Raw genomic sequence first — 13,132 nt, forward strand, 5'->3', positions numbered from 1 at the left:
CGGATGCGGCATGGCCCGCGCCTGCTGCCGGCGCTGGCGGGTTTCGGCCTGCTGCTGGCAGCCGGTGGCTGGGGAGCGATGGCGCAGGACGCGGCGCGCCCCACCGGCGACTACGTGCTGGCGCAACTCGATGCGGCGCGGCAGGCGTTGGCGCAGCGCGCGACGCAGCAGCCGGATCCCGCCCTGGCCGAAGCCGGGCGGCAGCTCGGGCAGATCGGCGATGCCCTGCGCCGGCAACTGGGCGGCGCGACGGCCCAGCCCATCGAGATCCTCGGCGACAAGACCAAGGCCGCCGCGCTGCGTGCGGATGCCGCCGCCCAGCGCACCCAGGCCTGGCTGAAGGCTTCGTCCGGTTGTCGCGGCAGCGACGCGAAGGCGCTGGCGGCGGCGCTGGCGTTGGCCGTCGAGCGACTCGCCGCGGCGCCGACCTCCGACAAACCATCGCCGCCGGTGATCGACGCGGTCGAGACGGCGGACCAGCAGCCGTTGTTCGTGATCCATCCCGCCGACCAGCCGCTGGCCTTCGCCGTGCTCGGCGCGAACCTGCTGGACGCGCAGTGCGCGAATCCGCAGGTGAGCCTGACCGACGCGCAGGGCAAGCCGGTCGACGCGCAACCCGTCATCACCGGCATCACGCCGCAGCGCATCGCGCTCAAGCTCGCCAACACGACCGGCCTGCAGCCGGGCGGCTACGTGTTGCACGTGGTGCCGCAGCGCAAGGCCTTCCTGGTGGGTTGCACGAAGCAACCCGAGGCGGTCGCGGCGTTGCAGGTGGCGCCGCCGCTGCACGTGGTCATCGACTACACGCTCAGCGCGACTTGCCGCGGACAGGGGCAGCTTACCCTGGGGCACGGCAGCCTGCCGGCCATCGCGAAGCAGGGCGCCACCGTGTCGCAGCCGATCGATGCGGCGGCTTGCGCGAATCCCGAGAGCTACACGATCAGCGCGACCGCGCATTTCGGCGATGGCGACCAGGCCACGGTGGGGCCGGTCACGCAGCCGGCCGATGCCGGCATCACCGCCGGCCTGCCGGGCGGCTTGACGCTCAGCTGGAACCCGGCCATCCACAGCCTGTTCGCGCGTGCCGAGGCGAACCAGTGCCGGGGCAGTGGCTGAAGGAGCCGGGACTCATTCGTCGCCGCTGGAACCGGAGATGATCTGGAATTCCGACAGGCCGCCGGGCGCCAGTTCCTTCATCAGGTCGACGAAGTCCATGCCGACCAGCCGCTGCGCGCGGCGCAGCAGGTGCGGGATCGGACTGGAGGGTTCGCGCCGCGTGTAGTACTCGCAGATCTCGTCCAGCCGACGGATGACGTCCTGCGCCGTTTCGATGCGGCCACTCGCCCCGCTTGCGGGCGCCGCGCCGGGCGCCGCCTTCCGCGTCGGCCGGGGCGTCCGCGGTGCCGGCCGGCGCGCGCTTGGCGACCTCGACGTCGAGGAATTTCTTGAGCTCGTAAATCTCGCCGAGCAGCGGCTTGAGATCCGGTCCCGCCGTGCCTATGCGGTCGGTGAAGATCGCATCGATGGCGCGGGCGTGTTCCATGGCCGTCGTTGTCGCCTGGGCGGCGTCGAGCAACTGCTCCTCGGGGCAATCCAGGCAGCAGGCTTCGATGTCGGTCATGCTCGGTGACGCGGCATCGCCCTCCGCCGAGGTTTTCAGCGTGCCGTTGGCGATGCGCAGGTCGCGCAGCGAGAACCGGCCCAGGCGTGGGGACTGCACGAACGGCGCGCCGCGGAAGTAGCCCAGCACGCCTTGCATGTCGACCAGCGGCATCACTGCGTTCACGCGCGCGGTGGGGTCGTTGTCGTCCTCGGCGTCCAGTTGCGGGTGCACGCTGTCCCAGAGGTTTTCCAGCAGGCCGCGGATCAGTGCCAGTCCGTCGGACCAGCCGGCGAGCCCGTGCATGCGCGTCCATGCGGAGGTGAGGTGCACGGCCACGCGCAGGTCGCGGCTGCGGCCCAGCAGGGCTTCGCCCAGCGACGAAACCTTGTCCCAGTCGGGTTCCTCGGCGGTCTTCACGCTGTCGCCGATCGCGCGCTCGGCCTTCGGCGTGGCCGTGCGTTCCAGGGTCTGGAAGTCGGCGTCGTATTCCAGGTCGGGGCCGCTCGGGGCCTCGTCGGCAAGCGGTGTCAGCAGCGATTCCAGATCGTGGCGCGCCATCGGATTTCCCCTTGTACCCAAGCCCCGAATGGTACATCAGGCGGGCTGCACAAGGTTCGCCGCAAGTGCCGTTCGATGCGGCAACACGCAAGCGCACGTCCGCGGACGTGCGCTTGCGGTCATGGGCTCAGAAACGCCAGTCGAAGCTGCCGCGGAAACCGCTGTCCACCGCGTGGTGAGCGAGCTGGCCCTGCCACGACAGGTCGAACGAGGCGTGCTTCGCCAACTGCACGGTGAGTCCGGCATCGGCGGCCAGCGCGTTGCGGGCGATCGGCAGGCCCTGCACCGCGAACGACTGGCCGCTGGCGAAGGCCATCGACGTGACCGTGACCACGCTGCCGTAGGCGCGACGCCAGCCCAGCATGGCGTGCAGGCTCAGCGTCTGGTCGCCGTGCAGCGCGAAGTTGCTCGCCGCCCGCGCACCGAGCGTGCTGTAGCTGACCGAACGCGTCTCGCCCATGCCGTCCAGGTCCGCGCCGCCGCCGTGTTCCTGGAAGCCGTCCGTGTGCAGGCGAACATGGGCGACCTGGGCGATGGGCTCCAGCGAAGCGCGCTTGAACGCGAAGCGGTAGCCGGCTTCGCCGAACACCTGCGCGGTGCCGGCGTCGTAGCGGCTCAGCTCGTGTCCGACGAGGCCCGGCACGGCGACGAAACGGGTGCCGTCCAGCGTGTGCCAGCCGTAGGCGGCGCCGGCGCGCAGGCCCAGCGCGCCGAGCTGGGTGCCGGCGTAGACGCTGAGGTCGAGATCGCGGCTGGACATCGAGGAGGCGCGCGCCGTCGTGTTCACCGCGGTCTGCGTGTAGCCGGCGGCGACGCCGAGCCGCGCGCTGTCGCCCAGCGCGCGATCGGCACCCACGAGGAAACCGCCGCTGGTGTGCCTGGTCGAAGCGGCGTTGCCGTCGCTGTCGTGATGCCCCCACGCGCCCACGAACTGGCCCCACCAGGCGAGCCCGCCCTGGCCGTCCTGCACCGCCGGGCCACTGACGCCTCCACCGGCCTGACGCAGGCGGCCGGTGACGGCATCGCGTACATGGCGGCTGTCTTCCAGCAGCACGCCCTGCGTGGTGGCGTGGATCTCGCCGGAGAGCTGGTCGGCCGCGGCACGCAGCGCTGCATCAGTGGGCAGGTTGGCGAGCACGGTGTAGAGCGCGGCGGAAGGCGCGGCACCAGCGGCCGTGGACATCGCCACCGCACGCCAGGCCAGCGGGCGGATGCCGGCGCCGTTCGCCTGGCCGGTGACGGCGCCGAGGCTGGACAGGCTCTGCACGCCGCCCAGCGTGGCGCGCTGGTTGGGCGTCCGCGCGGCGTCGGTGAAGGCGCGCGCCTGCACCACGTCGAGGTACGCGTGCTGCGCATCGTAGGCGGGAGCGATGCCCAGCACCGCGCTCAGCATGTCGGCGCCGGCCAGCGTGTAGGTGCCGCTGAGCCCGTGGCTCGCGTCGAGCACGGTGTAGCGGGCGCCCACCTGGTAGAGCCCGTTGCCGGCGACGGATGCCAGGCCGATCTGCGCACCCTGGGCGAGGGTGGCGCTGCCGCCCACCGCGATCAGGCTGGACACGCCGGCCTGTGCCGGATCGAGTTGCACAAGGTAGGCCGAGCCGGCGCCTTGGGTGTAGTTGCCGCCCACGCTGAGCGTCTGGTACTGCCCAAGACCGCTGCCCGGCGCCACGGCGCCGGTCGTCGCCAGGCTGCCGCCGATGCGGCCTTGGCCGATCAGCAGGCCGCCGTTGGCCACGTTGCCCGCGATGCTGCCGTTGTCGACCAGCAGGCCCAGGTTGACCACGCCGCTGGCCAGCGAGCCTTCCACGTCCAGCGTCGCGGGCGCGCCGACCCCGGTGGCGCCGGTGTAGGTGTTGGTGCCGGTGAGCGTCTCCTTGCCGCCGGACACGATCAGGCGGCCACCGCTGCCGCCGCCGATGCCGCCGTCGGCGATCTGGCCGCCGAAGCTTCCGCTGGCGTTCGTGAGGTCCAGCGTGGTGCCGCCCAGCTGCACCAGGCCGCTACCGGAGAGCGATTGCACCGTAGTGGCCTGCCAGGTGCGCGAGATGTCGAAGATGCCGTCCACGTGCACGTCGGACGAGGCCGCGATGCTGCCCGGACCGGCCAGCGCCAGCCAGGCGTTGCCGGCGACGAGGGTGGCGCCGGTGTAGGTGTTGGTGCCGGAAAGATCGGCAATGCCGCCGGCCGCCACCTGGAACGGGCCGCTGCCCGAGATCGTGCCGGCGAGGCCCAGCGGACCCATGTCCGGCGTCACGGTGAAGCCGGTGGTGATGTTCGCGGTGGAGATGAAGAACGGCGTGTACGCGGTGGACTGGTTCGCCAGGTCGTACATCACCGCGTTGTGCATGAAGAACGAGAGGCCGTAGATCGCCGCGTCGGGGAAGCCGCCGTAGGCGCCCAGCGTGACCACGTTGCTGTAGTCGCCCTGGCTGTCGCTGCCGCTGGCGACCGAGGCCGGCAGGCCGGAGATGACCAGGCCGTTCGCGGTGACGGCGAGGCCGGTGGCGGTCAACGTGACGCCGGGCACCAGGTTGCCGTTCGCGTTGATGTTGCCGGCCGCCTGCTCGGCATTGGCCAGGCCGAGGTCGCCGTTGTCGATCAGCATGATGTTCGGCGTGCCGGTGTCGAACAGCGTCATCATCGGTGCGCTCACGCTCTTGCCGCCGCTGGTGAGCGTGTACAGGAAGGCGGTGTCGAACTGGTACGCCGAGGGCGCGCCCGACAGCGGGAACGGGCTGGTCTGGCCCTGGGTGGGCAGCCACGGCACCACGCTGAGGAACTGCGCGCGCAGCGCGGGCGTGAGGCCCTCGATCAGGCAGGCCTGGGCGCAGGCGCCCGGCGCCTTGCCGCTGCCGTTCGCCTCCACGATGTAGCCGCTGCCGGTGAGCATGCCGGGCACGCCGTTGCCGAAATCGCCGGCGCCGAAGGTGCCGTAGAACAGCCCTTCCTCGGGCGGGTTGCCCTGGTCGAGGTTCTGCTGCCAGGTGAGGTCCTGGTACAGCGTGACGCCGCCCTGGGTGGTGACCGCCGGCCCCAGCGTGTCGCCGCCGGCACTCTGCGGGGTGACCATCCAGTCGATCGCCGTGGCCACGGGCAGACCCTGCGATGTGGCGTAGCTGGCGGCCTGCGTGCCGGTGGCGGAGTTGTAGAACTGCACGCTGGCGACGGTGGTGGAGGCCTGCCAGTAGCCGTAGGTGCCGTTGCCGTAGAGATAGGCGTACGGCGCGCTCTGCGCCACGCCCGGCTGGCTCGGGAACCAGGCCGGCGCGTGGCCGTTGTTGCCCGCGCCCACGTCGATGTTGAAGGAATCCGAGCCGGTGTCGAACAGGTACTCCTCGGGCGTGGCCCCGTTGACGCCCACGTTGATGCCCAGGCGGTAGCCGTACTGGCCGCCGCCGTAGTTTTCCTGGATCAGGTCCAGCGGAATGCTGGTGCTGGTGTCGGCGGCGAATGCCGGGTGGAACGGTGCCAGCAGGCACGCCAGTGCCAGCGGCAGCGGCCGCAGATTGAGCTTGCTCACGTAAATCTCTCCCCGTTTTGAATGTGCAGCGACGGCCATGCCGGATTTCGTGCAATGCATTCGTCCGCGCCCCCTCCGGCCCCCGGGCGGGACTCTCGTCCATCCGGGTACAGACGTTTGGCGGGAGGAAAATGGAAATGCCGGTTCCGCTGCCGCATGCGGTGACGCGGGGAGGCGCCGAAGGCCTCGGGCAGGGCGTCTGCTGCGGGCGCCAAAAGACGAAGGGCCCGGCGATGCCGGGCCCTTCGTCTTCGATTCGGTGGTGGGCGGTACAAGGATCGAACTTGTGACACCTGCCGTGTGAAGGCAGTGCTCTACCGCTGAGCTAACCGCCCGCCGGGAGCGCGCAAATATACGGGTTGGCGGCGGCGAGGTCAACCGGGGCGGGGTGCTCGCGTAGAATGCGTGGCTCCCATGCCGACCGGTTTTGCGCCATGCCCCACGATCTTGCCCACGTCTTCGAGGCCCTGCAGCATTTCGAACTCACGCCATGGAAGGTGGTGGGTTTTGCGGGCACGCTGATGTTCACCAGCCGCTGGTTCGTGCAGCTGTACTACACGCGCAAGCACAAGCGGGTGGTGATGCCGCTGTCGTTCTGGTGGCTGTCCGTGGGCGGCAGCGCGCTGCTGCTGCTGTACTTCGTGTTTGGCAAGAACGACTCGGTGGGCATCATCTCCAACTTCTTTCCGGTGTTCGTGTCGGTCTACAACCTGGTGGTGCACCTGCGCCACCGCAAGAACAGCCTGGGCGACGACGTGGCGGCGTGATCGTAAATTGTAGGAGCGGCTTCAGCCGCGATGCTCTTGGCCGCGTGTACAGCAAAGCATCGCGGCTGAAGCCGCTCCTACAAAAGAGGCATCGCGCACAGAGCCTGCCCCGGACTCGATCCGGGGGCTCCTGCCGGGTTATTCCGGGTCGTAGTCGAGGTTCGAGGCCAGCCAGCGCTCGGCTTCCGCGAGTGTCCAGCCCTTGCGCTTCGCATAGTCCTCGACCTGCTCGCGGCTGAGCCGGCCGACCACGAAGTACTGGCTGCCCGGGTGCGAGAAGTACCAGCCGGAAACGGCGGCGGCCGGGTACATCGAGAAGCCCTCGGTGAGTTCGATGCCGGCATTCTTCGTGGCGTCGAGCAGCTTGAACAGCGTGGTCTTCTCGGTGTGGTCGGGGCAGGCGGGGTAGCCGGGGGCGGGGCGGATGCCCTGGTACTGCTCGGCGATCAAGGCCGCGTTGTCCAACTGCTCGTCGGGCACGTAACCCCAGAACTCGCGGCGCACGCGCTGGTGCAGGCGTTCGGCGAAGGCCTCGGCGAGGCGGTCGGCGAGCGCCTTGAGGATGATCGAGGAGTAGTCATCCAGCTCGGCGTGGAAGCGTGCAAGGTGTTCCTCGATGCCGAGGCCCGCGGTGACCGCGAAGCCGCCGATCCAGTCGCGCTTGCCGAATTCCTTCGGCGCGATGAAATCGGCGAGGCAGAAGTCGGGGCGCTCGGCCGGCTTGTCGGCCTGCTGGCGCAGGTGGTGCAGCGTGGCGAGCTTGGTGCTGCGCGTATCGTCGGTGTAGATCTCCACGTCGTCCATGCGGTTCGCCGCAGGCCAGAAGCCGATCACCGCGCGCGCTTTCAGCCACTTCCCGGCGACCACCTTGTCCAGCATCTTCTGCGCATCGGCGAAGAGCTCGCTGGCCTGCGCGCCCACCACCTCGTCGGTGAGGATGGCGGGGTAGTGGCCGGCCAGTTCCCAGGCCTGGAAGAACGGCGTCCAGTCGATCGTCTCGCGCAATTCGGTGAGGCTGTAGTCATCGAACACGGTGATGCCGGGCTTGCGCGGCTGCGGCGGTTCGTAGTTCGCCCAGTCGCAGCTGAAGCGCTGGCCGCGGGCATGCTGCAGCGTCACCAGCCTCTTGCCCGGACCGCGATGCTTGTGGCGTTCGCGGATCTCGGCGTACTCGGCGCGCACCTTGGCGAGGAAGCCGTCGACCAGTTCCTTCGAGACCAGCGACTGCGCCACGCCCACCGCGCGCGAGGCGTCCTTCACCCACACGCAGGCGGTGCCGTAGTTCGGTTCGATCTTGATCGCGGTGTGCGCGCGCGAGGTGGTGGCGCCGCCGATCAGCAGCGGAATGCTGAAGTTCTGCCGCTTCATCTCCTTGGCGACGTGGGCCATTTCTTCGAGCGATGGCGTGATCAGGCCGGAGACGCCGATCATGTCGGCGTTCTCGGCGATCGCGGTGTCGAGGATCTTCTGCGCCGGCACCATCACGCCGAGGTCGATCACCTCGAAGTTGTTGCAGGCGAGCACCACGCCCACGATGTTCTTGCCGATGTCGTGCACGTCGCCCTTGACCGTGGCCATCACGATCTTGCCGTTCGATCGGCTGGTGTTGCCGCTCTTCTTCTTTTCTTCCTCCATGAAGGGCAGCAGGTAGGCCACCGCCTTCTTCATCACGCGGGCGGACTTCACCACCTGCGGCAGGAACATCTTGCCGGCGCCGAACAGGTCGCCGACCACGTTCATGCCGTCCATCAGCGGGCCTTCGATCACGTCCAGCGTGCGCGTGACGGTCTGGCGCACTTCCTCGGTGTCCTCCACCACGAACTGGTCGATGCCGTGCACCAAGGCATGTTCCAGCCGCTTGCGCACCGGCAGTTCGCGCCAGGCCAGCGCGTTGCCGTTGTCCTGCTCCCTGGCGCCTTTCTTGTGCTTTTCGGCGATCTCCATCAGCCGCTCGGTGGCGTCGGCGCGGCGGTTCAGCACCACGTCTTCCACGCGCTCGCGCAGCTCGGGTTCCAGGTCGTCGTAGATCGCCAACTGGCCGGCGTTGACGATGCCCATGTCCATGCCCGCCTGGATGGCGTGGTAGAGGAACACGCTGTGAATCGCCTCGCGTACGGTGTCGTTGCCGCGGAAGGAGAACGACACGTTGGAGACGCCGCCGGAGAGGTGCGACAGCGGGTAGCGCTTCTTCAGCTCCTTCGCCGCCTCGATGAAGTTCACCGCGTTGTCGGCGTGCTCCTCGATGCCGGTGGCGATGGGGAAGATGTTGGAGTCGAAGATGATGTCTTCGGGTGGGAAGCCGATCTTCTCGGTGAGCAGCCTGTAGGAGCGCTCGCAGATTTCCAGTCGACGCGCCACGCTGTCGGCCTGGCCCTGCTCGTCGAACGCCATCACCACGGTGGCGGCGCCGTAGCGCAGGATCTTCCTGGCCTGTTCCAGGAACACCTCCTCGCCTTCCTTCAGCGAGATGGAGTTCACCACGCCCTTGCCCTGCAGGCAGCGCAGGCCGGCCTCGATCACGCTCCAGCGCGAGGAGTCGACCATCACCGGGATGCGCGCGATGTCGGGCTCGGCGGCGATCAGGTTGAGGAACTTCACCATCGCCGCTTCGGAATCGAGCAGGCCCTCGTCCATGTTCACGTCGAGGATCTGCGCGCCGCTCGCCACCTGCTGGCGGGCGACTTCCACCGCCTCGTCGTAGCGGTCTTCCTTGATCAGCTTCTTGAACTTCGCCGAGCCGGTGACGTTGGTGCGCTCGCCCACGTTGACGAACAACAGGTCGGGCGTGATGACCAGCGGTTCGAGGCCGGACAGACGGGTGTGGCGGGGGGTGGTCATGCTTTTGCTCTTGTTTCCTCTTTCCCGGCTCTAATTCCATTCGGGGGAGAGGACTGCGGTGAGGGGGCAAGGCTTGCGGCGAAATTCGACGATGCGGGCGCGAGGCCAGCGTGGCCCCTCACCCCAACCCTCTCCCCACGGGGGAGAGGGAGAAAAGCGTGGTCGCTCACGCGGCTTTCAGCGCGGCGTCGGGCAACTGGCGCGGCGCGCAGTCGCGCACCGCCTCGGCAATCGCCTTGATATGCGCCGGCGTGGTGCCGCAGCAGCCGCCGACGAGGTTCAGCAGGCCGTCGCGGGCGAAACCGGCGATCACGCCGGCCATGTGCTCGGGCGTCTCGTCGTATTCGCCGAAGGCGTTGGGCAGGCCGGCGTTCGGGTGGGTGCTGACGCGGCTGTCGGCGATGTCGGCGAGCACCTGGATGTGCGGGCGCAGGTCGTCCGCGCCCAGGGCGCAGTTGAAGCCCACCGACAGCGGCCGTGCGTGGCGCACCGAGTAGTAGAACGCCTCGGCGGTCTGCCCCGAGAGCGTGCGGCCGGAACGGTCGGTGATGGTGCCGGAGATCATCACCGGCAGCCGCGCGCCGCGCTCCACGAACAGCGTGTCGAGCGCGTACAGCGCGGCCTTCGCGTTCAAGGTGTCGAAGATCGTCTCGACCATCAGGATGTCGGCGCCACCGTCGATCAGGCCGCTGGCGGATTCGGTGTAGTTGCGCGCCAGCTCCTCGAAGCTGACGTTGCGGAAACCGGGATCGTTGACGTCAGGCGACAGTGAAGCGGTGCGGCTGGTGGGGCCGAGCACGCCGATCACGAAGCGCGGCTTGTCGGGCGTCAGCGCGGTGAACTTGTCGCAGGCGGCACGGGCCAGCCTGGCGCCTGCCAGGTTCAGTTCGTGCGCGAGGTGCTCCAGCTTGTAGTCGGCCTGGCTGATGCGGGTGGAGTTGAAGGTGTTCGTCTCGACGAGATCCGCGCCGGCTTCCAGGTAGGCCTCGTGTACGCCGCGGATGATGTCCGGCTGGGTCAGGGTGAGCAGGTCGTTGTTGCCCTTGAGGTCGCAGCCAGGGTGATCGTGGTGGTGGGCATGCTCGCCGTCGTGGCCGTGCTCGAAGCGCTCGCCGCGGAAGCCGGCCTCGTCCAGGCGATGGCCTTGCAGCATGGTGCCCATGCCGCCGTCGAGGATCAGGATGCGTTCGGCGAGCGCGGCCTCGAGCAGGGCGACGCGGTCGGGATGCAGCCAGGGCAGGGTGCTCATCGGATGTTTCTCACTTCTTCTGCGCGAGCAGGCTGATGACTTCGAAATGCGGCGCCTTGCGCTCGCGGCTGAGCCGGTTGCAGCTGACCACTTGCAGGTCGGCGGCGCCGGCGTAGTCCTGCAGCTCGGTTTCGGTGAAGCCGAGGTTGCGGTGGTCGAACGGTTCCACTGCGGCGCGGTGGTCGTGCTTGCCCAGCGTCACCGCGAGCAGACGGCCGCCGGGGCGCAGCAGGCGCGCGGCTTCGGCCACGGCTTGTGCAGGGTGTTCGGCGTAGGTGAGCGCGTGCAGCATCAGCACCAGATCGAAGCGGCGCTCGCCGAGATCCAGCGCGTGCATGTCGCCCTGGCGCACCTCGACGTTGCGAAAGGCCTGCAGGCGCTTCGCCGCAGCCTCGGCCACGCGCTCGCTGGAATCCACGCAGACGATGGAATGCGCGTGCGGCGCCAGCAGCTCGGCGGTGATGCCGTCGCCGGAGGCGATGTCCAGCACGTCGCCGGTGCCGAGCAGCTGCAGCAGCGCGCGCGCCAGCGTCTCCCAGGTGCGGCCGGGCGAGTAGTGGCGCTCCATGTCGCCGGCCACCGTGTCGGCCCAGCCTTCGGCGCGGGCGCGGTTGGCGAGCACGGCGGGAAGGCGCTCGGCGTCCTCGCGCAGCAGCGCGTCGTCGATGTTCTCGCGCAGCGAGGCGATCAGCGCATGCTGGTGCTCGTCGCCCTCGGCGTTGGCGCGGTAGTAGGCGGAGACGCCGGCGCGGCGGTCGCGCACCAGGCCGGCTTCCTTCAGCTTGGCCAGGTGGGTGGACACGCGCGGCTGCGCCAGGTGCAGCACCGCGGCCAGCTCGGCCACGGTGAGTTCCTCGCCTTCGAGCAGGGCCAGCAGGCGCACGCGGGTGGGGTCGGCCAGCAGGCGCAGCACGCTGGAGGCGGTCGCCAGATCCATTGGGTATTCGTCTATCGCGATAAAGAGATGTAAAGGCTAGGCCGCAGGCTGCCGCGCGTCAAGCGCTGCCGTGCCGGGGCTCAGGCTTTCTCTCGCTCCTCACTCCTCCCCGCTCACTTCTGCTTTTTGCTGCGCCCGCACAAGGCGCGCCGGCTGGCGCAGTTAAAATGGCCGGCTTTCCATCCCCGTTTCGCTACCGGAGTCCCCCATGGATTTCAGCTTTACCGAAGACCAGTTGGCCATCCAGGCCATTGCCCGCGACTTCGCCCAGAAGCGCATCGCGCCGGTGGCGGCGGAGCTGGACGCCAAGGGCGAGTTCCCGCTGGACAACATCCGCGAGATGGGCCAATTGGGACTCATGGGCATCGAGGTGCCGCACGAATACGGCGGCGCGGGCCTGGACCCGGTGGGCTACGTGCTGGCGATGATCGAGATCGCCGCCGCCGACGCCGCCACGTCCACCGTGATGAGCGTGAACAATTCGCTGTTCTGCAACGGCATCCTCAAGCACGGCACCGAGGCGCAGAAGCAGAAGTACGTGCGTGCCATCGCGCAGGGCGAGGCGATCGGCGCCTACGCGCTGACCGAGCCGCAGTCCGGTTCCGACGCCTCGGCGATGCATACCCGCGCCCAGAAGAACGACGACGGCGACTGGGTGATCAACGGCAAGAAGAGCTGGATCACCTCCGGCCCGGTGTGCCGCTACATCGTGCTGTTCGCGATAACGACTCCGGGTATTGGAGCCAAGGGCGTGTCGGCCTTCATCATCGACACGCAGAAGCCGGGCTTCCACGCCGGCAAGACCGAACCCAAGCTCGGCATCCGCGCCTCGGCCACCTGCGAGATCGAGTTCACCGACTACGTGTGCTCGAAGGACGATCTGCTGGGCCAGGAGGGCAAGGGCTTCTCCATCGCGATGGGCGTGCTCGACGCCGGCCGCATCGGCATCGCCTCGCAGGCGGTGGGCATCGCCCGCGCCGCGTACGAGGCCACCTTGCAGTGGTCGCGCGACCGCAAGGCCTTCGGCCAGCCGCTGGGCAGCTTCCAGATGACCCAGGCCAAGATCGCCGACATGAAGTGCAAGCTCGACGCGGCCACCTTGCTCACGCTGCGCGCGGCCTGGACCAAGGGCCAGACGGAAAAGAACGGTGGCCGCTTCGGCACCGAGGCCTCCGTCGCCAAGCTGGTCGCCTCCGAGGCGGCGATGTGGATCGCCCACCAGGCCGTGCAGATCCACGGCGGCATGGGCTACTCCAAGGAGATGCCGCTGGAGCGTTACTTCCGCGACGCCAAGATCACCGAGATCTACGAAGGCACCAGCGAGATCCAGCGCATCGTGATCGCGCGCAACGAGACGGGCTTGCGCTGAGAGCGGGAAGTGAGTGGGGAGAAGTGAGGAGTGAGAGAGGGCTCGCGCCTTTCCCCTTGTTCGCCAACGTGAGATGAGCGCAAAAGGCCCCGGTGCGAACCGGGGCCTTTTGCTTGCGCGAATCCAGCAGGAGCGGCTTCAGCCGCGACCGGCAATGATGGATCGCGGCTGAAGCCGCTCCTACGGGTTTGCCGCAAGCATGCGAATACAAAAGGCCCCGGCTTGCGCCGGGGCCTTTTGCATTGCATTGCTTATGTGGTGAAGAAGCGGGGTGCGAGCTTTATCTCACTT

Annotated in this window: 7 protein-coding genes, 1 tRNA gene and 1 pseudogene; 3 read left to right on the forward strand and 6 right to left on the reverse strand. The window is 68.7% G+C overall.

The features are described 5' to 3' along the window. The first annotated feature begins 3 nt into the window (after window positions 1–3). The gene (locus AB7878_RS15410; RefSeq protein WP_369495206.1) at window positions 4–1,116 is read left to right on the forward strand and encodes a hypothetical protein; all 1,113 of its coding nucleotides are present in this window, start codon (window positions 4–6) and stop codon (window positions 1,114–1,116) included. Between the two features lie 12 nt (window positions 1,117–1,128). On the opposite strand, the pseudogene tssA reads toward AB7878_RS15410, so the two are convergent. The 3 genes and pseudogenes from tssA to AB7878_RS15425 form a co-directional block, all read right to left on the reverse strand. After that, window positions 1,129–2,161, reverse strand: a pseudogene (gene tssA, locus AB7878_RS15415) (type VI secretion system protein TssA). A 127-nt stretch (window positions 2,162–2,288) separates the two neighbouring features. Continuing rightward, entirely contained in the window at window positions 2,289–5,681 is a 3,393-nt protein-coding gene (locus AB7878_RS15420) for an autotransporter outer membrane beta-barrel domain-containing protein (RefSeq protein WP_369495207.1), read from the reverse strand. Between the two features lie 260 nt (window positions 5,682–5,941). Beyond that, window positions 5,942–6,016, reverse strand: a tRNA-Val gene (locus tag AB7878_RS15425). A 99-nt stretch (window positions 6,017–6,115) separates the two neighbouring features. Here AB7878_RS15425 and AB7878_RS15430 point away from each other — a divergent pair. Then, the gene (locus AB7878_RS15430; RefSeq protein ID WP_369495208.1) at window positions 6,116–6,448 is read left to right on the forward strand and encodes a lipid-A-disaccharide synthase N-terminal domain-containing protein; all 333 of its coding nucleotides are present in this window, start codon (window positions 6,116–6,118) and stop codon (window positions 6,446–6,448) included. Between the two features lie 138 nt (window positions 6,449–6,586). Here the strand turns inward: AB7878_RS15430 and metH are convergent, their stop codons facing one another. The 3 genes from metH to AB7878_RS15445 all read right to left on the reverse strand — a co-directional run bounded on the left by metH (window position 6,587) and on the right by AB7878_RS15445 (window position 11,472). After that, on the reverse strand, window positions 6,587–9,286 hold the full coding sequence (gene metH / locus AB7878_RS15435) for a methionine synthase (RefSeq protein ID WP_369495209.1): 2,700 nt from the start codon (window positions 9,284–9,286) through the stop codon (window positions 6,587–6,589). A 166-nt stretch (window positions 9,287–9,452) separates the two neighbouring features. Next, window positions 9,453–10,535 carry a homocysteine S-methyltransferase family protein gene (locus tag AB7878_RS15440; RefSeq protein WP_369495210.1) on the reverse strand — a complete coding sequence of 361 codons (1,083 nt, stop codon included), beginning with the start codon at window positions 10,533–10,535 and terminating at the stop codon, window positions 9,453–9,455. Window positions 10,536–10,545: 10 nt separating this feature from the next. Continuing rightward, window positions 10,546–11,472, reverse strand: coding sequence for an ArsR/SmtB family transcription factor (locus tag AB7878_RS15445; RefSeq protein WP_369495211.1), 927 nt, complete (start codon window positions 11,470–11,472; stop codon window positions 10,546–10,548). A 208-nt stretch (window positions 11,473–11,680) separates the two neighbouring features. Here AB7878_RS15445 and AB7878_RS15450 point away from each other — a divergent pair, with 208 nt between their 5' ends. Beyond that, complete coding sequence (locus tag AB7878_RS15450; protein WP_369495212.1) at window positions 11,681–12,841, forward strand: acyl-CoA dehydrogenase family protein; 1,161 nt, start codon at window positions 11,681–11,683, stop codon at window positions 12,839–12,841. Window positions 12,842–13,132: the final 291 nt, after the last annotated feature.

It is taken from the genome of Rhodanobacter humi (assembly GCF_041107455.1).
Lineage (GTDB): Bacteria > Pseudomonadota > Gammaproteobacteria > Xanthomonadales > Rhodanobacteraceae > Rhodanobacter_A.

Excerpts from the sequence above, each read along its gene's own strand:
- AB7878_RS15410 (WP_369495206.1), top strand. The coding sequence starts at position 4 with ATGCGGCATGGCCCGCGCCTGCTGCCGGCGCTGGCGGGTTTCGGCCTG.
- AB7878_RS15430 (WP_369495208.1), top strand. The coding sequence starts at position 6,116 with ATGCCCCACGATCTTGCCCACGTCTTCGAGGCCCTGCAGCATTTCGAA.
- metH (WP_369495209.1), bottom strand. The coding sequence starts at position 9,286 with ATGACCACCCCCCGCCACACCCGTCTGTCCGGCCTCGAACCGCTGGTC.
- AB7878_RS15440 (WP_369495210.1), bottom strand. The coding sequence starts at position 10,535 with ATGAGCACCCTGCCCTGGCTGCATCCCGACCGCGTCGCCCTGCTCGAG.
- AB7878_RS15445 (WP_369495211.1), bottom strand. The coding sequence starts at position 11,472 with ATGGATCTGGCGACCGCCTCCAGCGTGCTGCGCCTGCTGGCCGACCCC.
- AB7878_RS15450 (WP_369495212.1), top strand. The coding sequence starts at position 11,681 with ATGGATTTCAGCTTTACCGAAGACCAGTTGGCCATCCAGGCCATTGCC.